Raw genomic sequence first — 21,877 nt, forward strand, 5'->3', positions numbered from 1 at the left:
AGGTTCCGATCAGATGGTGGGAGGGAGCCATTGCAGAATGAATTTAACAGGAAAAAGCGAAAAAGGCAAGTGGGTTTTGAGCGTTCCTAAACCTGGGAGGTTTAGGAACGCTGCCTAAAAATTTCTTACCATGCTGGCTGCATTCCTCCCTTATCATCTTGCCAATAAGGGGTATAGGTGAGTGCGACGAGGGAGACGGATATATCGCTCTTTTTGGGCCGGAGCACAAAGCGTTCTAAATTCTCGGTCATCGGATCGATGCTCGATTTCACCTGCTCGATCTCAGCGGCCAATTGTTCTTCCAATTCGGCAAGCTGCTGTTGTAAAACTTGCAGGTTTTCCTCTGCCCGTTTGACATCCTTTGCCTCCTTCATGGCGCGGCTGGCGCCTCGAGCAGCAGTTGTCGCCCTGCCGATAGTGGAACTACTTACCGCCTTGCGACCTAACACGGCACCGAGCAGCGTGGTGCCCAAAGAGATGGCTGTTTGAAGCTTTTGTTGCTTGGCTTGTTCGGCCTCGCGCTCCAGCGCATCCTCAGCCCGTCGAATGCGCTCCTGCAAGCTGGTCATTCGCGATGCATATTTCTGCCGCAATTTCTCAACCAGCTCATCGCGCTTTTCGCGCGCGACCAATTGCAATCGGATTCGAAAGTCCCGCTCCGATTCCCCTGGTTTTGAGATCACTTGCAACGAGGGACTTTTCAGTAGTTCCAAGCTTTGCTTTCGGAACAACCAGTCATTAAACGCCTTGCTCCAGTCAAGATAGTTTTGCTTCCGCGCTGCTTCTAGGGGCAGTTGGCCATATCGAGCTTTCTCGTCCTGAGCCACTTTGAGCAGGTCAGATTCAGCAATTGCGGCCTCGATCGCATCATCCCAATTGATGAGGCCAGGCTGCTCCGAAAAGCTCGCCAGTAGGGACAATGAAGACTCCGTGGCGATGTTCAATTTGGTATCTGAAAAGAAGACCTTGCCGATGCCTAACAGCATGGGTTCATAGAGCAACGTCGCCCCGGCAGGTTGAACTTTCCGAATCGGCAGATAATATTGTACAATCTCTGGGGGTAATGATGGTCGTAGCGCAGCAGCCTCTGGGCGGGCCGATTTGGCAGTTGCTGGCGTAGATGGCGCTCCTGCTGCCGCACTGATGGCAGCTTTCTTCGGGTCCATCAATTGCTTGATCTGGGTCCGCGTTAACGGTCCTCGCAGATAAGACATGACCCAACGAGTCTCGAAAATGACTGGTTCATCCTCGTTGACATTGTTCATTAGAAAAATGCGTTTCCCCAGTCCAGCTAAGATTTGCTCCATTTTTTTTCGATTGAATTTGCCGCCACTGGCACTAGCCCCTTCCAGACCATCGAGCACCCGTTGTTTATCTCGATCAGTTTGGAGCCGGCCGATGAACCAGGTGCCAGTGTTGGATAACCCCTTGTAATCCAGATCGACTGGGTTTTGAGTGGCTAAGACAATTCCGAGACCGAACGCGCGAGCTTGTTTCAGCAGGGTCATGAGCGGCGCTTTAGCCGGGGGATTGGCGACTGGCGGGAAATAGCCAAAAATTTCATCCATATAAAAGATCGAGCGCAGGCTGGTTGTGCCGGATTGGGTACGCATCCAGCCCAACAATTGGGTTAGCAACAGGGAGACGAAGAACATGCGTTCGGCATCATTGAGATGGGCAATGGAGAAGATGGACATCCGTGGCTTCCCGTCGCTGGTATAGAGTATGCGGTCAATGTCCAGCGGCTCGCCCTCCAACCACACGCTGAATCCCGGAGCAGCTAACAGGTTATTGAGCTTCATCGCCAGGGCAAAGCGATCCTTAGATGGGAAGAACGATTCGATATCGAATACACCGATTTTGGTCATTGGAGGTGTCTGGATGGCATGGATCAGACCAGCCAAATCCAAGTCCTGGCCTTTTTGCCAGGTGGAATCGAGGATATTGGACAATAAAATGTGCTCACGGCTCTGCAGGGGGTCTGCCTCAATGCCCATGAGATTGAGCAGACTGGTCACTGTTGTATTGATGCGCTCTCTCAATAGATCGCTATCCTCCATAATAACCTGGGGCGGTGCAGCGAACGATTTGAGGATGGAGACAGGAATGCCAGCATTGCTGCCTGGCGTGTAAATGGTGAAATCCGCAGCCTCTCGCAGGCGTTTGATGCGGCTGCTATCCTGCCCCCAATCGGCAAGTCCTTTTTTCCAGAGATTGGCCTGTTGCGCTGCATATTCCTCAAGCGAGACCCCTTTCTTCTGCGCGTCTTCCGCGTTGACCCATGGCAGAAAATCTTTTGGCTCCAGCTCAGGGAAAGTCAATAGTAGATTGGGCAAATCACCTTTGGGATCGACGATAATGGCTGGTATGCCATCGATGGCGGCTTCTTCCAAAAGCCCAATACATAAACCCGTTTTTCCGCTTCCCGTCATGCCAACGCATACAGCATGGGTTACCAAGTCCTTGGAGTTATAAAGCAGCAATTCTTCCCGAGCTTGCTTTTTCTCTAAATCATATTCACGTCCGAGATAAAAAACGCCCAATTTTTCGAAATCTTGCATAGGAGTTTCTCCTTTTGCTGTTGCCGTTGATCGATTTAAAATTTAAAGTTCTGAGCTGACTTAAAAATAAAAAAAATGGTAAAAATGTCAAGAGAAATGTTCAGGATATGCCAATGATCGAAAAAATTATTTTGCCAAAAGTCTCTGTTCCGGCCCATCTATTTTTCAGTTGGAAAAATTAAATATTGACTTTTTATAATAATATCATTATCTTTAGTTGTAAAAAAATTAACATCTATTCTGATTCGATAACGAAGCCAAGGAGGCACCATATGGCGAGCTACAAAATTACGGAAATTGAGGGCATCGGAGATGTTTATGCAAAGAAACTGGAACCTCTGGGGATCAAAACCGTTGCCGATTTATTAGAGAAAGGCGCTAGTCGCAAGGGCCGGAAAGAATTGGCTGAGGCAACAGGGATCGATGAATCGCTGATTCTCAAATGGGTGAATGCTGCGGATCTATTTCGGGTTAGGGGCATTGGTAGCGAATATTCACAATTGCTCGAAAAAGCTGGTGTTGATACTGTGAAGGAGCTGAAAAATCGCAAAGCAGAAAACCTGCATGCAACCTTAGTTGAAATCAACGAGAAGCATAAACTTGTGCGTCAACTCCCCGGGCTGAGCCAGGTCCAAGCCTGGATCGAAGCTGCCAAAGAGTTGGAGCCGATGGTGACGCATTAAGTAATCATCGATCCAGATGCTGGTCATTTTAGTTGACTGCTCCAAGGCATTGCATGTGAAACATCCTAACAGCTTTGGTGAATGGACAATGGGTGGTAACTGCATCAGCAATCGAAAATCAGTAAATTAGTGGCGAAATCATCCACCAAATGCGGCAGAGTGGTGATATTCACGAAAGTTCAATTCACTTTTAGAGCTCTGCAAAATGAATTCCTATCGAACAAGGTTGTGGTGCCTGCAAATGCAGGCATCTATTTACAGCTTTATCCAATGAGACCCCTGTATCCTCAGGAGTGAAAATTTACTGTTCAGAATTTGTTCATTTTGCAGAAGTCTTTTTAGCAGAAGGAGACTGAAAAAATGGGAATGTTCGATTTCTTAAAAGGGGTTGGTGCTAGCATATTTGGGCGCGGCAGAAACGAAGCTGAGGAAATTGAAAATCTGCTCAAGACCGAACTGGGCGACAAAATTAAGAACCTCAAGGTCGAGTACAAGGATGAGGTTGTCACACTTTACGGTCAATGCGACTCACACGCCACCAAGGAGAAGGCGATTTTATTAGCGGGAAACATCAAAGGCGTAGCAAAGGTAAATGACGACTATTTTACCGCTCCAAAACCGGAGGAGGAGACAGAATTCTACACGGTGAAAAAAGGGGACACGCTATCCAAAATCGCCAAGGCCTACTACGGCAACGCTATGAAGTACCCGGTCATTTTTGAGGCCAATCGCGAAGTTATCAAGGACCCGAACCTGATTTATCCTGGACAAGTACTTCGGATTCCCAAGCTTCCCAAGTGATTCAGACTTGGAGGGGAGGATTTTTAGTAATTCGCGTGGGGAAGCGCTTAGATATCGAACTGTCCATCGGCGCTTCCCTCGCGAAACGCTGGAAAGGATTGAAGGCTTCAAGCCCTCATCCATAAATTGGACGGGATGAATTTAATAATCATAAGCAGAACGGTTCAAACAATTGCATTTTTGGATCGAAATCCTTGATGGGGAGGCTCGATTCTGAGGATGCAGATTTTGCTTTTTCAAAAATGAGAAGCAGCCCCTAACTTGTTCGCTCATTGATTGAACGATTACAATTGAAGATTACAATTGAAGGAGAGATAGCGCAATGCCAGGATTTGTCGAAGAATTTATGGCGGCAATGGGTCCTGAAGTGACCAAGCAAATTTCGAAGAATTTGGGGATCAGTCAAACTGTCGCCAATCAGGTTGTTCCCCAGATCATTCCGATGATTATCAGTGGTTTGAAGAAACAAAAAGATGAGTATGGGGGTCCAGCGCGGGTAGATCATATTTTAAACAAATACGGGAGTGCCAGCGTTCTGGATAACCTTGGAGCACTTTTTTCTCAGAAAGCCAAAGATGAATCAGTTGACCCCAGGCTCGGTGGATTATTGGGTGAGTCGGGTGTTCAGGCGACCAATATGATTGCCAATCAATTCAAATTGAACCCAAGTGTTGCTGCCAAATTGATCCCGATGCTCGCCCCGGTGGTGTTGGGATATCTAACGCGGAAACGCGATACCCAAGGTGTTGGGTCGACTGGAATCGCTGCACTGCTGGATCAAAACGGGGATGGCAGTATTTTGGATGACGTTGCTGGCTTCCTGATGAAAGGACTTTTGGGCGGCAGTGGGTCCCAACAGGCTGGCAATGTGCTTGGCAGCATTCTTGGTGGCTTATTTGGCAAAAAGCAGAAAAAGGCTTAGCTAAGGCGAGTCAGGAGCGATGGAAAATAATGTTCGGACCTTTATGCTGATGGCCGTGTTAACGGTGCTGTTTGTCTTGGTCGGAGGTCAAGTGGCTGGTAAATCCGGCATGATAGTGGCATTTCTGGTCGCTGGGGCGATGAACTTTTTCGCCTATTGGTTCAGCGATAAAATGGTGCTGCGGCAATATCGGGCTCAGCTTGCCGAACCAGGCTCACGGTTGTATCGGATTGTGGCGGAACAAGCACAAAAGGCCAATCTTCCGATGCCAAAGGTTTATATCATTCCCGAACAAAGTCCCAATGCTTTTGCCACTGGTCGAAATCCACAGCACGCTGCGGTGGCCGCGACGGCTGGGATCCTTAATCTGCTTAACGATGATGAGCTGGCTGGCGTGATGGCCCATGAGTTGGCGCATGTGAAACATCGGGACATTCTAACTGGGACAATAGCGGCCACCATGGCTGGAGCCTTGGCCATGCTGGGCCAAATGGCCCGCTATGGGACAATGTCACGTGACCCTAATCGCCGGCAGAACCCACTGGGACTGATGCTGATCGCTATTGGTGTGCCAATTGCCGCTATGATCATTCGAGCAATGATCTCCCGAACCCGGGAATATGCTGCCGACGAGGGCGGTGCGACCATTTCCCATAAGCCTTTGGGATTGGCCAACGCATTGAAAAAGATCAGCCAAACCGTGCAAAGCGTCCCATTATCCCATGGAAATGCTGCCCATGCTCACATGTTTATCATTAATCCGTTTCTGGGCGGATTGGAACGCCTATTTGCCACGCATCCGCCAGTTGAGGACCGTATCCGAAGATTGCAAGCCATGGCATCGACGAATCGATGAAAGTGAAATGCATGCTTAGGTCAATTTCAAGCTGAACCTCGGCGAAATGATAAGTGGAACACATCCAGTGCGATTCCTGAAGCTCAAGTCAAATGAAGAATGGGCTATCAAATGATTTAGAACGATCGAAGCCGATCTTCTGACTTGCTCTTCGATGGAAATTCCTTAGTGACTGAATTACTCGATCATCAGATATTTTTAATGATAGGCTTTCGGTTGAACAAGGCGGCTGGGCAAAATGCAGGTCCAAGCTCACTTGCGAAAGAGCACTCATTTTGCTTAATTTTTATAAATCCATTGTGGCAGTTCCAGATTTGTGATCCCGAATCCCAGTTCGTCCATGGAAACTCTTCTGAATTCTTGACCCACGAACCTGTCGCGAAAATTTAATTCACTTCTTTATAATTTTATTTGGATAATCAAAACTCAGGGAAGAAAAATGATCAAAACAATTAGCGGATTAATAGTATTGCTCGTCATCGCTGGACTATTTTGGGCGTGCGATACAGCAGAGACCATTTTCAAGACCATCGAAAAATCAAAGTTGGCGCCCCCATTAGGGCTCCGGGCTGAACCGCAGAACGGTAAGGTTACCCTATTCTGGTTCACTTCAAATTATGAAAGCGATTTCGGCGGCTATTATATTTTCCAAGCTGTCGGCGATTTCAGTTATCAATCCAAAGACAGTAGCTTGAGCAGCGTTTTTGTGAAGGTCGATTCCATAGCGCTCTCTCCGCCTCAGGATCGAGAGATCAGCCGCACGATTTCAGGACTCACCAATGGGGTGACCTACAGTTTCGCAGTCGTAGCGTTTAAGCGCGATAATCGTCGGGAGATAAGCTTTCCATCAAATATCGTCGCGGCAACACCACAAGAAAAAGTCGTCGAGAGCAAAGAGAAACTTTCTCCCCCATTGGGATTGCGTAGCGTCACTGGGAATCAACAAGTAACTTTGTTCTGGTTCACTTCGAACTATGAGAACGATTTCCAAGGATATTACATTCTTCGGGCGATCGGCGATTTCACCAATCAAACCAGAGATTCGGTGCTCAGCGCCGATTTTACCGTGGTAGATTCGCTTCCTGTGTCCGGCTACTCTGATGGTCTGGTCAGCAAGGTCGTTGGAAATCTTACGAATGGGGTGACCTATAGTTTTGCCGTCGTCTCGTACGCCTACTTTGGCGAGCAAATCAGCTTTCCAAGCAATGTAATCAAAGATACCCCGCGACCAGAAATTAAATCCGTGCGATTGAAATCGGCCTCCACTGGTCAAGTTAGCGGAGATGATTCCCAGGCTGGGTTCGATTTCAACACGTTCAAGGTGGTTCCAGTACCAGCCGTGGGCTATACCAGCACCAATGGGGCTGATATTATCAATGAAGCGTTTGATCCCAGCTCAGCAGGAAACATCCGCTGCTGGCTGGCCGGGATGAATGGTGGCGGTCTGCAAGACCTCGGCTACATGGATGACCTCGATGATGCCGATGTCGCTCCCGCAGCCGGATATTCGGAAGAAGGCAAGTCCATTGCGGTGTTGCTAGGTCATGTTTATGCAATCAAAACTGGCGATAATCACTTTGGCAAGATCCTAATCACCAATATCGGCGGTGCACCCGACTACGCCATTACTTTCAATGCAGCTTTCCAGCTTCAGGAGGGCAATCGAAATTATAAACCTATGCCGATGAGCTGGAAGTCATTGCTCGGGATTCATCGATAGCTGAGCTGATCATCGGACCAATCCATGTTGCGACCAGAACATTCGCATTTGTTTTATCATCGAAAGTTGGAGAAGACAATGCGATTTTAAGGTAGAGTTCTGCAACATCCAATTTATTTCGCGATATGCTTGTGTCATGCCTGCGAAGGCAGGCATCTTATAACTAGTTTGTATCTCCTAAAAATAGAAAGAGACCTCCAACAATAGAAGTGCCATTTATGCATTCGCGATGTGGAAATTTTTTAGCATTCTCATCTGAAGATGAAAATGGCCTGTAAAGTTCATCAGGGATGAAACATCCTAAATGTTCATTTGCCGATGATCGCAAGCGAGGCCACTTGGGCTTCTAATTTGCTGGATTCATCGTTCAGAGTTTAAACAAATAATCGCGCCGGGAGCATAAGCTCCCGGCGTCTTTGTTCATATTAGCTATTTCGAGCGGTGTTGGTCGATTGGGATGTCATAAAAGAAATCGGCATCATAATCTTCGGTCGGTGGTTTCGAGAGGTCGATGACACGATGGAAGCTGGGGCTATCGTTTTTTCGGGTGGAGGAGCCAGCGTCATAGCAGCGAGGGATGCCCCACTTGCCGTTCCACTTGCGAAAATGATGGTTGTGGCCAAACAGGATCGCATCGATAGTTCCATGCCTCATCAGAATTTGGCCCAATTCTTTTGAATCTTTCAGTTCATGGAAGATCCACGGATCGAATGGATGATGATGCATATAAATCACTCGATGCCGGCAAGCCAATACGTCATCTTGCCCAAGCAGCGCGTCCAGCCGCTGCCGTTGCTCCGCGCCCAGTTCTCCGTTTGCGCCGAGCTTATCGAACGTGTTCAATTCTTCCTCCATCGTATCCAACCCAATGAACGCGATCCCATCGATCACATCCAGCCGTGGAAAGCTGACATCGGCGGCATCATAGAATAGCGATTTGAAGCGCTGCTGATATTTTCGATCACCTTGAACCCCGGTCCCGTAATCATGATTTCCTGGCACCACGAGCACAGTAAATCCGTGAGCAACAAGTCGATCGAGATAAAGTTTAGCCATCTCATGATTGGCAGGGTCTGTCGCTTTTTCCACCAGATCGCCAGTGACTACTATCACATAATCCTCGGCTGGCTCTTTGACAAAGATGATGCTTTGGACAATTCCCTCAAACCGATGCGTGAGGTCCTGCTTTTTATACCCGATATGCAGATCACTGAGATGAATGATTTTTTTCATAAGCAATATCTTTTTAGTTCTATTTAAATGAATTCAAGCTCAATTACAAATGCAATCCCATAGATTGCGAATTCCGATAAGCTGGCCTGCAATAGATTGAAAGATTCCTTAACCTTAATGATTTTTTATTGGGTCCACTTGGCGCGAGCGGTCTGAATTGGCGAATGACTGGTCAGCGTCACCGATTGCCTGAACGACTAAAACCTTTTTGGACATTCATCCATTGACGAATCTACGGAATTGACCAAAATTGAATAAATTTGCGGACAAAAATCTTCCAAAGAGTTTTTGAAGAAAATCGATCAGCTCATCAATTACCCAATCGCCCAATTAACTAATTTGCTAAATAATGTTCTGGCATCTGGACCGTGATCACTTCGCCTTTAGCACAGACCTCCCCTTTAGCGGAAAGCGTTACTAAAACGACGACTTTTCGGCCTTTGATCTCTTTGACCTGAGCGCGGAGCTCCAAAGTGCAATCGATAGGGGTGGGGCGCAAATAATCTACCTTCAGCGATGCAGTTAGAAATCTAAATGGGGGATCAGTATCCATGGAACGACCGGCTGCTTTGTATGCTGCAGCTGCGGCGGTACCTGTAGCATGACAGTCGATGAGTGATGCGATCAGCCCACCATAGACGTAACCTGGGATAGCCGTATGATACGGTTTTGGTGTAAAACGACAAACAGCCTCATCGCCCTCCCAATAGCTTTTGATCTGTAACCCATGTTCGTTCAGTCTGCCGCAACCATAGCATCGCGCCAGTTCATCTGGATAGTAGTCCTGAAATGCCTTTTCGCCCATGCTGTTGTCCTCTTTTCGTTTGTTCGGTTAAACGGTTATTTGGATTGACGCAATTGACCTAATTGATCACAAGACTAAAGTCAAGTGCCATCAACTCATCACTGAATTTCTAATCAACCAGAAATGGCAATTAGGCTGAATTGTTTAGCAAATTTTGAGCTCTATTTTTGCTAATAAGAGCTCAATATAATTCGATAAATATAAAATGTCAAGCAGAAATTTGATGTCGTACATGAACCCCAGCTTACGAACGGCGCGAACAATGTTGCTTGTTCGATAGAAAAGGGGAAAGTGGGATATGAATCGGAAGAAAATGGCTGCCTAGGGGAAGATTTGGGGAGTTGTGTGTCTGGGTTAAGGGATGAATCCAACAAGACATCCGATGGGGAAGAATAACAACAGGCTTTGTTCAAAATAAATATGGAAAAGCCCTTTGGTCAGCGCGATTTATATATTTAAAGGGCAGCGCGTTTGAAAAAATGCATCGGATGAAGATGGCCGATTTTAAGGCTAACTTCGCGATGGATATGTAGCTGCTATGACACGCGCCGTTTTTTCTGTGGGGGAATCATCATGGATTCTTCCCGACGGTTAGCCGTGGCTGATGCGATCTCAGGTTCTGTCAGTAGCGCGCGGATAAAATCAGGTGGAGCTGAGACGGCAAAAGCCCCCAGATTGCGAAAGATATTAATCTCTTTTGCCTCGACTCCTACCTGATCAGCGACACGATCCAGCACCTTGTATGTCAATTCTTCGACGCTGGCAGGGGAGAGATTTTTTTCTTTCGGAGTCCGCAGCGTAAAAACGGCCTCGATGAGGCCTTGATCTGAGTTGTGATCATCTAATTGAAGCTTCAGCAATGGATCGGTCTTCACTCGCAGAGTTTTCTTTTGCATAAATCACCTATTGATAAACTGCATGTCAAGCCGGCTCATCGCCCCAAAACAGGGTAAGATCAAGTCGCTGGAGTGCTAGCTGGGACGTTTGAGATTTGACACGCTGAACAGCGCAATCGATAATCTTTTTATGAAACTCGGCGAGGTTATTTTTTTAATAAAAATTCCAGAGCACGCGGAGCTGAGGGGATCCCGCGGCTGCATCGTTCTGGGTCCATTCCTGGCGCGAGTTGACAAGATTTAAAGATTGCGCGTTCGATTTGAGTTTCGGTGGCATTTGGTTTGGCTTGCCAAAGCAAGGCGGCCAATCCAGCGATATGCGGCGTGGCCATAGAAGTTCCATCCATCATCTGGAAACCGCCGCCAGGGCGAGCGGAAATGATGTCCACCCCCGGAGCAACGACATCAGGCACGATGGGATCGGTTTTCCTTTTGAACCGCTGGCTGGACGAAAAATCGGCCACCCGTCCTTTGTTATCACAAGCGCCCACCGAAAGCGCTTGCCAATAATTGCCCGGTGATCGGCTGGTCCCAGGCCCTTCATTCCCCACTGCAAAGACTGGCAAAATATTGAGTCGACGCAATAGACGGGTTAATGGCAGAAAATCTTGCCACCAGCCACGAAACCCCAAAGACATATTAAGGATTTTCACTCCTTGGCCGACTGCCCAGTCCATCCCACCAAGCACGCGAGCCACGACATCACCACCCTCGATGACCACTGCGCAGGCGAGTTTCGCTTCTGGGGCAACACCAACCGAACGGCCGCGATATGGTCGTCCTGCAATGGTGGCTGCGGTATGAGTGCCGTGATCATCACTATCGAACGGTTTCGGCGTGGGGTGTACCTCTCTGCCCAATCGATCGAACTCAGCAAACGCAGCAATTGCCCCATTAAATACTGGATGATCGCCATCCACCCCAGTGTCCAGATGGCCGACGAGCACGCCCTTGCCAGTATAACCTGCATCCCAGAGTTCTGGCACACCCAACGCCTTGATTCCCCAGGTGATTTCGCTGCTGAGTTGAGCGGTAGCCGTGCGGATCGGTCGAATGAGGCTCAACGGCGGAGCTCCAGAGATATTCGCGACCACATCCCGCTCTTTGCGCAGCCGCGACAGCCCATGGGAATCCACAGTACCAAACAAAATCCCCAGATGAGGATAATAGCGCACCGGCGATAATTCCTCACCTTTCTCGAGCGAACTTGCAGCTAACGCTGCTACCTGGCTTAAATGCGAGCTGACAAAATGTTTCCCTATTTCTGTCTCGATTCGTTTGGGGTCTTCTTTGGCAACGGATTCCTTCAAAATCACAATCACCTTGGCAACTCCAGAAGCACGCAATTCCTGGGAGATCTGGGCACTCATAATTATTTTTCCTTATGTTCGACCTGAGAATTTCGATTTCTGAAACAACAAGCAACTGGTCTCATCCGATGCAGCTTACTGGTTGGATGGCTGTCCCATCCGAGCATCGCAATCCTTCTGAACGCATATTTCACATGGACTACAATAGCAAGTCGCCGAGCAACCCTCAACCGATTGTGGAATTTTCAATATCGCAGTTATATAATACACAAATTATTTGGCTTTGTCAATAAAAAATTTTCGTTAAAAATTCACAGTCGTTTGGCCATAGAACCAAAATGAAGGATCTGCGCCCTTCCAATCTTTAAAGACTTTTCCAGGCATGAAAATCGAACTGCCAGCAGTGAAATTGAGATTCTTCATATAATCAAAGCTGAAAGTGAAATCGAATTCGGCACCCAGCTCTTTAGAAGCCGAGCCATCTTTAACGAGGGCGCTTTGCGATAGCCGAAAATAATGGAAATCGCCACCCAGGGAGATCTTTTCAAAAGGTGAAAATTTGCCTTTTGCCATGATATCGGTCAGACCGAGATTCCTGGTGTGCTTGGGTATATCGGTAAAATAATCCATGTAACCAAAGAACTTGTGTTTGGCGGGATAGAGGGTATTGAAGCATTCATATTTACTTGTGCTGGCCTTATCGCCCGAAAGATAATCAGCGCCGAAGAATAATTGATTTTTAGCATTAGCACCAAAATCAAAGCTGAGCCCGCCGCTCAAATAAAAAGCGAAAATATCTCGGATAAAATCCATTTTTCCGGTCTGAAAGTTTGCCTCTGCTTCTAGGTTAAATTGTTCCCACGTGTCTTCAATTCGGGCGCCGATGGTCGAGCGCTTAAATTTGGAATCCCTTTTGGCATTTTGCTGTTTGTCTTCATCGGACAACAGATAGATATGGAATAGCGGCGAATTGGGGCGATGAATTTTCACCCAGATGCCGCTGAGAGTCTGATCACCATTGAGAGAATCTGGGGCTTGAAAGGACTCGGCCAAAGTAGATTCAATGAAATCGATCTGGAAGGTTTTGAAATTCAGTGTCATCACGCTGCCATTGAACGCCCGTCCAATATTGCTCCAGCTATTTACCCCGATCAACCGCTGGGCGCCGTAGGCCAACTCCATGCGGCCAAATTTATAATTAAGCCAAGGGAAAAACAGCCGATTGATCTGAAAATACCCTTGATGCAGGTCTACATTGCGGATAGAGGTTAATGTGCCAGTGGCTCCCTCTTGTCCTTCCTCGCCGAAGGTCCGGGAGTCCTGTAATTGAGCGAAAACGATCAGTTTGTCCGAGTAGGTAAATTTCAAATTCAATCGGGTGCGCATGAGGGTGAAATCGATTGCATCAGTATCGGTATTGAAATCCTTATTTTCATTCTCAGCCCGCAACCGAAGCTGTCCTGCGGCCTCGAATTTTCTTTCATCAGATTGGGCGTAGATCGTGAGAGAAAAAATGAACAAAAGAGCCAAAGAAAAGATGATAGAGCTGGAAAGTTTATGCATCGATGGTCTCCTGTTTTAGAGGTTCTTTAATACAATTCAAATAGCCGAGTGAATTTTTACCCCAGCAGTCGGACATTACATACGTTTTTTATTCCGTTGGTTCTGTCTATCGATTGGAAAAAAGATATATCATCCTGGTCAATGAATCGTATTTAAAATTTTTCCAAAGGGTCAAAACCACCCAACGGATGCTTTTTTCTGCTGATGATGATGCAATATGGCAAATTGCGTTAAGTTAGCTGATCTCACCGGCGATATAGGCCTTGGTCTTTTCATTTTTGGGCGAGTTGAAAAATTGTTCTGCAGGGCCATGTTCCACCAATTCCCCCAAATAGAAAAATAGGACATAATCGGCAATGCGACGCGCCTGGCGGAGAATATGCGTAACGACCACTATGGTATATCGCTTTTTTAGCAATTGAAATTGCTGTTCGATAAGTCGAGCTGAAATCGGGTCGAGAGCCGAGGTGGGTTCATCGGCTAGAATTACCTTTGGCTCGACAGCCAGGGCACGCGCCAATGCCAGTCGTTGTTGCTGACCAACGGAAAGTTTGGCTGCTGGCGAATGCAACCGATCTTTCAGTTCGTCCCATAAGCCGGCCAGCCGCAAGTAGGCTTCGACCAGTCGGGCCATCTGGCCATTTTTGGGCTTGCCATTGCCCAAATCGCTCAGAACATCGGACGAAAATCCGTTGACTGAACCGTTCATTTCAAGGCTTTTAATCTGCTGGGCCAGTTGCGCTCCATTCATTCTGTGAATTCGCGGACCAAAAGTAATATTATCGTAAATTGACATGGGCAGTGGAAAAGGTCGCTGCGACAAAAAACCGACCTTTTTTCGCAAACTTAGCACATCGGCATGAGGATCGTAAATATTCTCTCCATCGATCAATACTTCTCCTTCTACCTTGACGTCGTCGCATAGATCAATGAGTCGGTTCAGGCTTTTGAGAAAAGTAGTTTTGCCACAGCCCGATGGACCGATGATGGCCGTTATCTGCCCATCAGGGATATCGACACTGATGTTTTTTAGAGCATTGTGATTCCCATAAATAATTCTCAGGTTTTTGACGCTAATGTGCGACATAATTTACTCCAATTTGAAGGTTGACGAAATTTTTGCCGAATCCATTTCAATAATCAACAAAAATTCAAACCATGCTTCGCTGCAATGAGCAATTCAAGGTTCGAGTTTGAAAGTATCACTGGGACTAATCAGAATAATAAGCCGACTGGATAATTAAATCAAGATGGAAACATTGCTCTCCTCTTCATATGCAGTTGATCCTCTCAAATTAGCTACGATGTTGCCATTTTCATGGTGAATTATTTAATGATGTTTTTTGAATATCGAGCATTCAATAGTCTGGCGATCAGGCTGACAACTAAGACGATAATCAATAAAATTAGAGCTGAAGCATACGCCCGCTGCTGGACCTCGGGGATTGGAGTGCCAATTTGGAAAAAGACCGCCAGCGGCAGCGATGCGACCGGGTCGAACAGCGATCTGGGAATATAATCAGTATAGCCGGCGGTGAATAAAATGGAGGCTGCATCGCCGATGCCCCGACCGAAGGCCAACATTACGCCAGTGATCATCCCAGGCAGCGCTTGACGCAGTACAACAGCCAGCGTAGTCTCCAATCGGGTGATTCCCAGGGCATAGGCGGTCTCCTTCAACTCGATGGGGATCATGCGGATTACCTCCTCCATAGAGCGGGTCATGATGGGCAGCATTAAAAAAGACAGAGCAATGATGCCGCCGAGCAGCGAAGCCCGCAGGCCGAGGTACATCATAATGACAAAACCGAAGGCACCATAAACGATAGATGGAATGCCCCACAGTACATCCAGTGACAGGCGAGTCAAATTGGCCAGACGACTCCCAGTGTATTCTTTCTGCAACGCAAAGGCAATGGGGAGGCTCACCAGCGCCGAGAGAACGGTAGCACCAATTGCCAGACAAAATGAACCGATAATGGCATTAAGGATGCCCCCTTCCTTGCCTAGATAGAAGCCACCTTTGGGTGTTTGCGTGAGCATTGCGAGGCTGAGCGAAGATGCCCCTCGAACAACAACCACGAGCACAATACCTGATAAAATTAACAACACCAGAGCCAGCGATCCGAGCATTAGAGCTTTGAAGATTTTTTCTTCCAATTTTCTGCGCTTCATCTATTGCGATTTCCTTTCCATTCTTAACAGCGTAAAATGCGCACCCAGATTGAAAATTGTCACGATGACCAACAAAATCAGCGCCGCCAGCATTAGCGCGGCATCGTACAGCGGGATCGACATCATTTCGCCGTAATTATTGGCAATCAATGCTGGCAATGGATAGGCTGGATCGAATAATGATTTAGGGACTTTGGCCACGTTACCGACCACCATGAGCACGGCCATAGTTTCGCCGATGGCACGAGCAAATCCCAGAACAATAGCTGCCATCACCCCACGCCGAGCGGCTTTAAGCACCACGTGCTTTACCGTCTCCCAACGGGTCGCGCCAAGCGATAGCGAGGCTTCATGAGCCTCGATCGGAACAGTTAAGAAAACTTCTGTTGCCACAGAGATGATAAATGGAAATACCATAATCGCAAGAACAATGGCACCTGAAAGCAAGTTATAGCCAGATGTTATGTGACCAGTTACCTGACCCAGCCAACGAACCAAGGGCACAATGACGATAACCCCCCAGAGGCCATAAATCACCGAAGGAATTCCAGCCAAAACGTCAATCACTGGGCGTAACAACTCCCTCAAGCGACGAGGCGCATATTCGGCCAAATAAATGGCGCTTAGCAAACAGATGGGCACCGCCAAGGTCATGGCAAAGGCAGTAACCGCAATCGTCCCAATGATAAACGGAAGAAAACCGAAATGTCCCTTTAATGGTTGCCAGATAGAAGAAACAAGCAATTCAGAGATCGATTTCTGGAATAGGATCGGTTTTCCTTTGATAAATAACCCAATAGCGATGATGAAAATAATCGAATTCGTCAGGCTCAAAATAATTCGAAACGAGTTCGTAGCGAAAGCATCTTTCAATCTGCGCCATTGCATAGACACTTCCTACATTTCTAATGATCGTCAAATTTGTTCACTTCTCGATGTTGTTTTAAGAGGCTTTTCTATAATTTTCAGCTTTGAGTCCACAGAATTCACCCGCTGGTGAGTTCATGAAATTGGTAGTGATCAATTTATTGCAATTCTTGCATCGCTCTTTCGATCTGAGTGGGGGCTAACTTGATATAGCCGACCTCCTCAACAAAATTCTGCCCTTCTGACAGAATCCAGAGAATGAAAGATCGCGTAAGACCCTGGAAGCTATTTTTGGTAAGCAAATATAGATCTCGTGCGGGAGGAGAAGGGTAGTGACCAGTCATAATCGCCTCAATGGCTTTCGATTTAGTGCTCAGGTCCTCTTCTGGGTCGATAACGCCATTTTCATTGACATCTATAGAGATGACCTGCAACCCAGCCACAGGCAAACCGGTTTTCATATCGTAGGCATAATTCAAATTATTGAATCCGATGCCCAGCTTATCCTGCTTGACTGCCTCTGCCAAGCCAGGGTCACCGTAAACTCCGATACCTTGCAGGTTTTCCTGCATTTTTCCGAGGTATTTTGCCCAGGTTTCTGCAGCGCCACAGGCATCGGAACGGGTGTATACAGCTACTTTTTCGGGCAATTCGGTACCAACAATTTCTCCCCAGCTCAGCGTTTTGCCAGTAATCCAAAGGTCAATGAATTGCTGGCGCGTCATGCCTTTTTGAGCCAGGCCATAGGATAGAGCGGGATTGGCCGCATTGATAACAGGAAAAACGGCATCTTTAACAACAGGCACGAAACAACCGCCTCGGTCGATCTCTTCCTGCTTGATCTCTCGTGAGACCATGCCGAGATCGACCAATCCCGCCAACGCATCGGAAACACCTTTGCCAGCGCCACCTGCAGAAATATCGACCCGAACATTGGGATGGATTTTTTGAAACTCCTCACCCCATTTCACCATCATTGGATAAAGCGCCCAGGCGCCCGAGACCTTGATGGTGCCTGAGAATCCAAATTCAGATGATTGTTGCTCTACCTTTTTTGTACATGAGCTAAATGAGATGAAAATAGAGAGGAAAAAAAGAAGATAAACAAAGATAGGAATGAAGCTTTTTAAGTGCCTCATGATACCCTCCGCATAAATATGTGACCAATCCTACACAACCAACATCTATACTTAATCAATATACTCTATCAACTTAGTCATATTTTATAATAAAAAAAATACAAAATCGTTAACGATCAGTCCAATTGGTGCTCTAATTTGCCTTTGGTGCGCTTGCACACATCTTCGAACGTGAGATTTTCCAGCATGCTTGCGATTGCATTGCGTACATCCAACATGACGCTATATAAACCGCAATTTTGTTCTTCGGGGCATTTTACATAAGCCCATTGGCTCACGCAGCTCAGCGGCGCCAAGGGGCCGTCGATAATACGGATCACTTCAGCGAGAGAAATTTCATTAGGGGGTCTAATTAAGCTATAACCGCCACCGATCCCCTGGCGGCTTTGAAGCAAACCGGCTTTCTTAAGGGTGAGAAGGATCTGTTCGAGAAATTTTTCTGGGATGTTTTCTCGTTTGGCGATGTCTCGAATCTGGACTGTTCCTTTATCATAATTCAGAGCCAGGTAAATCATCGCCCTTAGCGCATATTCGCCCTTTTTTGAGATCTTCATCCTATTCCTTATAAACTCTATCGAATAAATCAACTTTATAGACAATATATAAAATTTTTTTATTTTGTCAAGGACTTTTTTGATTTTCTTAAAAAATTTTTAGAACATTTCTCCAAAGAAATTCAATTGCCACGGAATATTCATTTAGAAATGACATCGCAAGGGTTGGTAGAAGGGATTGATAACATTCTCGTTGGAATTCATTTCTATGGGAGTGAAAAATGCCCTCCCCCAGAAATGGAACTGCCACAGAATTGCAATATGAAAATACATTGCCAAAGCTGTGAAAAAGCATTCGAAACATTTCTGTTGGACTTCCCTTCTATGGGAGTGAAAAATTCGCTCCCGTAAACTGGAACTACTATCAATTTGATTGAGAACTAACATTGCCAGAGTGGGCATAAAAAATTGAAACCATTTCTGTGGGACTTCAGGTCTGTGGGAGTGAAAAAATGAATTGACAAATGACGCTGAGCAAATGTTTTCGGAGATCAGAGGATCTCGGTGAGATTTCAATTCTATGGGAGAAAAGCTGTAACCTCGAGACTCCTATTTTGTCAATTAGCAGAAACTGTCAAATTTGAAAAATTAGCGGTCGTCAAGGATTGATTCGCTTTACGAGCAGACCGTTCGACTCGGGCAATCAATTCCCTTGCCTCATCCTCATTATCGCATTGGGTCTGGATGAGCAAACCTCTAGGCGAGAGATTTTCGACAAGGTTCAATACATCCTTTTTATCTACAACTGAAAGCACCAGCAATTTCCCGCGTTTTTGAATGCGGTGATACAGCGGAAACCATTTGGGTGATCCAGGACCAGGCTGACCCGCCCCAGGCACCCACTGAATCCCATCCAGCTCAGGAATATCCAGCAAAATTTCCAGATGCGGAATTTGTCCTGGGCCATCCCAATGGTAAATGGAATAATCCAGACGGCGGCATTGATCCTGCAGATGCGGCAGCACGAACTCGGCAAACATAGCAGGCGAGATCATGGCCGAGAAATCGCATTGCACGTCCGAACCCCGGCCTGGAAACCACACATCCATCCACGTGGTCATACCGTCTGAGTGCTGATTGATGATTTTGGCCAATTCGTCGTAACAATAGAACCAGAGATTTGTGAGATGATCCGCTGCCTGCTTTACCTCATCAGGATGGTCGATCAGATCCATCAGCAGCCGCTCATTACCGCGCAGGAATGCCAGGATATTGAGCACGGCATTTAAATCGGCTTGGCCAGTCAGATATTTTCCTCGGCCAAAATCGGCGGATAGTCTGGTAATTTCCAGCGTCTTTTGCCACCAATAATTGCCAGGATCGATATTTAAATTTAGGATGTCTTGGTAGGAGTCGATTCTGCGCTCCTCAAACCAAATGGTGTCCTCGGCAATAGTAGGCACGCAACCTAAATAGCCTGCCAAGCTGCCTGCACCCAGATTGATTGCGAGGTTAGGCAACGCTTCCGCCCCGAAGAAAGTCGATTGACAATAATATTCAAAAGATTCAAGGGCTTTCTCTGGATGATCGAGATTATGGGCGATTGTCCACCAATTCCAATCGGGTTTGACAGTTATGTTCCTCTTCGGAGCCGTGACTTGGAGCAGTGGGCGACCGATATCCCCGCCAGCAAAAAAGGCTTCAAAACGTTGTTTGACATTATCCCAATCTTCTTTGTAGCGCATTTTTGAAAAAGATAATAAGTCCAGTTTAGTGCAGTTTCGATAATAGCTAATCTTTAAATTCTGCCAAATTTCATGGATTGTCGGGTCACCCTATTGGCCGATCCCGAGTGTGTGCAAATTTTTAATAGATCTGGAATAAGAATACATCTAACTTTTAGAGTAATTTCGGCAATTTGGTCCAATAAAATAATGTCCGCGAACAATTAATTTGAAAAACAGGAAGATGAAGATCAAGCGTGTAAAACGACGCGATGAAAGATACAAATTGATCGTTGCTTGATCATTGTTCACTTGACAGCTCCTGCTGTTATGGGTGAAATAAAGCTGAGTCTCAATATTTTATTTCAACAACAGCAGGAAATTTTCGGATGGTAATTTGGTCGGCACCAAAATCTGTAATCGGCTTTTTATTCACCAAAACCTGTTTCGGTGCGGAAGCTTTGAAATTTTTGATCCTGATTTTCACCAGCGGCATCTTTACCTCACCAGTCAACTCCAGCAGATATTTATTCCCAGTTTTCCGAATCGAATAATTCAATTCCCCATAAATCGTCGGCAGATGCTTCACCGCCATCCCTTCGGCCGCATCGACCCAATCGTCCTTCAGGCCTGCGCCGATCACCAGCGAACCATCGGCCTCATCTTCGAAAACGAAAAACGAGCGCACGGCATTGATGTAATCCGAGCCCACCCAGGTATGGGGCATATCGCCGATGAAGCGGGGCGTCCTCGGATCCTTCCAGACCACCTCGGCCCAGTGGTTCCAGCCCTGGGGTCGCTGGTCGTTGAAGAAGAATTTCAGCATCTCGTGGGCTCGTTCCTTTTGATTCAAATGAACGAAGGTGCTGATCGTCCTCAATTCGTAGGGCGTATAATTTTCCCAATGAAAATCGGGATTCAGCCGCTGCTGAAAATTTCGAAAATAAATGTCGAAGGTGTTTTGCAAATACGGCTGGGGCAAATTGTTCAGCTCGTTGCAAGGATAAATGGCGATGGAAGTGGACGTGGCATCGAAGTCGCCCAGTTCGGCGCAACCTGGGATGTAATCAATGCCGTGATTTCTGATCACCAGCGCCAGTGAATGGTAGAGGTTCGTTCTGAATTCATCTCGCAACTTGGTGAATCGCTCCACCGACGCCTGATCCTTCAAAATCTGAGCGATGGTGACGGCATCCTTCAACCCCTTCATGGCCCAAAAGCTGTCCCAGTAGGAATGCATCGGCTTGGCCGAATAGCCCTCGTGGCTGATGGATTCGGGCAGGATGGCGTAGAGCGATCGCAACGAATCATTGCCATTTTTATAATAATCGGTGCTGCGCTGACTCACCAAAAATTCGATATAATCCACCGCCTTTTTCACATGCTCGAATTTCGATTTGAGAAACGTCGTATCGCCAGAAAAGCGAAAATAGTTCAGGATGCCGAAGATGAATTCGCCGTGGCTATCGTGCTCGGCCACAGGGTCGGGTCCCCGCCGATCGACCACGCAGGGGATTTTGCCATCGGGAAATTGATAGCGACTGTACCAATCGAAAAATTGCCTGACTTCCTCGGTGATGCCCATCTTTAACAGCGCCGCCGAGGTCATGGCGCCGTCCCGAATCCAGGAGCGCTCGTAGGAGCGGGAGCCTGGCTGAATCCCAGGACCGTCCCGATTGATCAAAATATACGCCAGATTGGAGCGCAGGGTGTTGATCATTTTATCAGCGGAAGCTGGCAACCGAAATTGGACATGATTCAGTTTCTCGGCCCAGAAGGATTTGACCGCTTGAAATTTTGCATCAACATATCGCTCAGCGGCTGCAGGGGAAATCGAGCGAATTTCATCGGGATAAAAATTGTGAAACGGAATTGCCAAGTAGATGGTCATCTCTTGCGCTGGCTCCAATTCAAATGGATAAACCAGCGCTCCCGAAGCATAGCCGAAATGATCGTTCACGGCAGCCTGGTCGATCCAGCGACCCTGCGATAGATAATTCACCACATCTCCCTGATCGAACTCCAGCGCCATGAAGCGATCGGGTGAACTGACTGGAAGAAGTCGCTTGTTTTCGTTCACGACGATTTCATTGGCCTCCCGCCGCAGCGATGCGATTTTAGCCACGCC

The 21,877-nt window shown here is 47.0% G+C and carries 18 protein-coding genes; 5 read left to right on the forward strand and 13 right to left on the reverse strand.

Features of this window, described 5'->3' with window-relative positions; genetic code table 11:
• Nucleotides 1-125: 125 nt before the first annotated feature.
• Nucleotides 126-2,561, reverse strand: a complete 2,436-nt coding sequence (locus tag ONB37_19420; protein MDZ7402333.1) for an ATP-binding protein — start codon at nt 2,559-2,561, stop codon at nt 126-128.
• A gap of 272 nt (nt 2,562-2,833) precedes the next feature.
• Here ONB37_19420 and ONB37_19425 point away from each other — a divergent pair, with 272 nt between their 5' ends.
• From ONB37_19425 to ONB37_19445, 5 genes are all read left to right on the forward strand, one after another.
• Complete coding sequence (locus ONB37_19425) at nt 2,834-3,244, forward strand: DUF4332 domain-containing protein (GenBank protein ID MDZ7402334.1); 411 nt, start codon at nt 2,834-2,836, stop codon at nt 3,242-3,244.
• A gap of 360 nt (nt 3,245-3,604) precedes the next feature.
• Nucleotides 3,605-4,045, forward strand: coding sequence for a peptidoglycan-binding protein LysM (gene lysM, locus ONB37_19430; GenBank protein ID MDZ7402335.1), 441 nt, complete (start codon nt 3,605-3,607; stop codon nt 4,043-4,045).
• Nucleotides 4,046-4,367: 322 nt separating this feature from the next.
• The gene (locus ONB37_19435; GenBank protein ID MDZ7402336.1) at nt 4,368-4,967 is read left to right on the forward strand and encodes a DUF937 domain-containing protein; all 600 of its coding nucleotides are present in this window, start codon (nt 4,368-4,370) and stop codon (nt 4,965-4,967) included.
• A 19-nt stretch (nt 4,968-4,986) separates the two neighbouring features.
• Nucleotides 4,987-5,823 (forward strand): zinc metalloprotease HtpX, encoded by an 837-nt coding sequence (gene htpX / locus ONB37_19440; GenBank protein MDZ7402337.1) that lies wholly within the window; start codon nt 4,987-4,989, stop codon nt 5,821-5,823.
• Nucleotides 5,824-6,262: 439 nt separating this feature from the next.
• Nucleotides 6,263-7,543, forward strand: a complete 1,281-nt coding sequence (locus ONB37_19445) for a hypothetical protein (GenBank protein ID MDZ7402338.1) — start codon at nt 6,263-6,265, stop codon at nt 7,541-7,543.
• A 429-nt stretch (nt 7,544-7,972) separates the two neighbouring features.
• Here ONB37_19445 and ONB37_19450 read toward each other — a convergent pair whose 3' ends face one another.
• From ONB37_19450 to ONB37_19505, 12 genes are all read right to left on the reverse strand, one after another.
• Nucleotides 7,973-8,776 carry a metallophosphoesterase gene (locus ONB37_19450; GenBank protein ID MDZ7402339.1) on the reverse strand — a complete coding sequence of 268 codons (804 nt, stop codon included), beginning with the start codon at nt 8,774-8,776 and terminating at the stop codon, nt 7,973-7,975.
• Between the two features lie 334 nt (nt 8,777-9,110).
• The gene (locus tag ONB37_19455; protein MDZ7402340.1) at nt 9,111-9,581 is read right to left on the reverse strand and encodes a PaaI family thioesterase; all 471 of its coding nucleotides are present in this window, start codon (nt 9,579-9,581) and stop codon (nt 9,111-9,113) included.
• Nucleotides 9,582-10,117: 536 nt separating this feature from the next.
• Entirely contained in the window at nt 10,118-10,477 is a 360-nt protein-coding gene (locus tag ONB37_19460; protein ID MDZ7402341.1) for a hypothetical protein, read from the reverse strand.
• Nucleotides 10,478-10,623: 146 nt separating this feature from the next.
• On the reverse strand, nt 10,624-11,847 hold the full coding sequence (locus tag ONB37_19465; GenBank protein MDZ7402342.1) for a S8 family serine peptidase: 1,224 nt from the start codon (nt 11,845-11,847) through the stop codon (nt 10,624-10,626).
• 243 nt (nt 11,848-12,090) lie between these two features.
• Nucleotides 12,091-13,350, reverse strand: coding sequence for an alginate export family protein (locus ONB37_19470; GenBank protein MDZ7402343.1), 1,260 nt, complete (start codon nt 13,348-13,350; stop codon nt 12,091-12,093).
• Nucleotides 13,351-13,585: 235 nt separating this feature from the next.
• Nucleotides 13,586-14,437 (reverse strand): phosphate ABC transporter ATP-binding protein, encoded by an 852-nt coding sequence (locus ONB37_19475; GenBank protein MDZ7402344.1) that lies wholly within the window; start codon nt 14,435-14,437, stop codon nt 13,586-13,588.
• Between the two features lie 239 nt (nt 14,438-14,676).
• Nucleotides 14,677-15,525 carry a phosphate ABC transporter permease PstA gene (gene pstA / locus ONB37_19480; GenBank protein MDZ7402345.1) on the reverse strand — a complete coding sequence of 283 codons (849 nt, stop codon included), beginning with the start codon at nt 15,523-15,525 and terminating at the stop codon, nt 14,677-14,679.
• Nucleotides 15,526-16,413, reverse strand: a complete 888-nt coding sequence (pstC, locus tag ONB37_19485; protein ID MDZ7402346.1) for a phosphate ABC transporter permease subunit PstC — start codon at nt 16,411-16,413, stop codon at nt 15,526-15,528. It abuts the gene before it with no gap.
• A gap of 137 nt (nt 16,414-16,550) precedes the next feature.
• Nucleotides 16,551-17,531, reverse strand: coding sequence for a substrate-binding domain-containing protein (locus ONB37_19490; GenBank protein MDZ7402347.1), 981 nt, complete (start codon nt 17,529-17,531; stop codon nt 16,551-16,553).
• A gap of 116 nt (nt 17,532-17,647) precedes the next feature.
• On the reverse strand, nt 17,648-18,085 hold the full coding sequence (locus ONB37_19495) for an Rrf2 family transcriptional regulator (protein MDZ7402348.1): 438 nt from the start codon (nt 18,083-18,085) through the stop codon (nt 17,648-17,650).
• Between the two features lie 557 nt (nt 18,086-18,642).
• Nucleotides 18,643-19,770 carry a hypothetical protein gene (locus tag ONB37_19500; protein ID MDZ7402349.1) on the reverse strand — a complete coding sequence of 376 codons (1,128 nt, stop codon included), beginning with the start codon at nt 19,768-19,770 and terminating at the stop codon, nt 18,643-18,645.
• Between the two features lie 331 nt (nt 19,771-20,101).
• A partial coding sequence (locus tag ONB37_19505; GenBank protein ID MDZ7402350.1) for a coagulation factor 5/8 type domain-containing protein occupies nt 20,102-21,877 on the reverse strand: 1,776 nt, incomplete at its 5' end.

It is taken from the genome of candidate division KSB1 bacterium (assembly GCA_034506395.1).
Taxonomy (GTDB): domain Bacteria; phylum Zhuqueibacterota; class Zhuqueibacteria; order Thermofontimicrobiales; family Thermofontimicrobiaceae; genus Thermofontimicrobium.

Excerpts from the sequence above, each read along its gene's own strand:
- ONB37_19420 (MDZ7402333.1), bottom strand. The coding sequence starts at position 2,561 with ATGCAAGATTTCGAAAAATTGGGCGTTTTTTATCTCGGACGTGAATAT.
- ONB37_19500 (MDZ7402349.1), bottom strand. The coding sequence starts at position 19,770 with ATGCGCTACAAAGAAGATTGGGATAATGTCAAACAACGTTTTGAAGCC.
- ONB37_19490 (MDZ7402347.1), bottom strand. The coding sequence starts at position 17,531 with ATGAGGCACTTAAAAAGCTTCATTCCTATCTTTGTTTATCTTCTTTTT.
- ONB37_19435 (MDZ7402336.1), top strand. The coding sequence starts at position 4,368 with ATGCCAGGATTTGTCGAAGAATTTATGGCGGCAATGGGTCCTGAAGTG.
- ONB37_19495 (MDZ7402348.1), bottom strand. The coding sequence starts at position 18,085 with ATGAAGATCTCAAAAAAGGGCGAATATGCGCTAAGGGCGATGATTTAC.
- ONB37_19475 (MDZ7402344.1), bottom strand. The coding sequence starts at position 14,437 with ATGTCGCACATTAGCGTCAAAAACCTGAGAATTATTTATGGGAATCAC.
- lysM (MDZ7402335.1), top strand. The coding sequence starts at position 3,605 with ATGGGAATGTTCGATTTCTTAAAAGGGGTTGGTGCTAGCATATTTGGG.
- pstC (MDZ7402346.1), bottom strand. The coding sequence starts at position 16,413 with ATGCAATGGCGCAGATTGAAAGATGCTTTCGCTACGAACTCGTTTCGA.
- htpX (MDZ7402337.1), top strand. The coding sequence starts at position 4,987 with ATGGAAAATAATGTTCGGACCTTTATGCTGATGGCCGTGTTAACGGTG.
- pstA (MDZ7402345.1), bottom strand. The coding sequence starts at position 15,525 with ATGAAGCGCAGAAAATTGGAAGAAAAAATCTTCAAAGCTCTAATGCTC.
- ONB37_19450 (MDZ7402339.1), bottom strand. The coding sequence starts at position 8,776 with ATGAAAAAAATCATTCATCTCAGTGATCTGCATATCGGGTATAAAAAG.
- ONB37_19460 (MDZ7402341.1), bottom strand. The coding sequence starts at position 10,477 with ATGCAAAAGAAAACTCTGCGAGTGAAGACCGATCCATTGCTGAAGCTT.
- ONB37_19455 (MDZ7402340.1), bottom strand. The coding sequence starts at position 9,581 with ATGGGCGAAAAGGCATTTCAGGACTACTATCCAGATGAACTGGCGCGA.
- ONB37_19470 (MDZ7402343.1), bottom strand. The coding sequence starts at position 13,350 with ATGCATAAACTTTCCAGCTCTATCATCTTTTCTTTGGCTCTTTTGTTC.
- ONB37_19425 (MDZ7402334.1), top strand. The coding sequence starts at position 2,834 with ATGGCGAGCTACAAAATTACGGAAATTGAGGGCATCGGAGATGTTTAT.
- ONB37_19465 (MDZ7402342.1), bottom strand. The coding sequence starts at position 11,847 with ATGAGTGCCCAGATCTCCCAGGAATTGCGTGCTTCTGGAGTTGCCAAG.
- ONB37_19445 (MDZ7402338.1), top strand. The coding sequence starts at position 6,263 with ATGATCAAAACAATTAGCGGATTAATAGTATTGCTCGTCATCGCTGGA.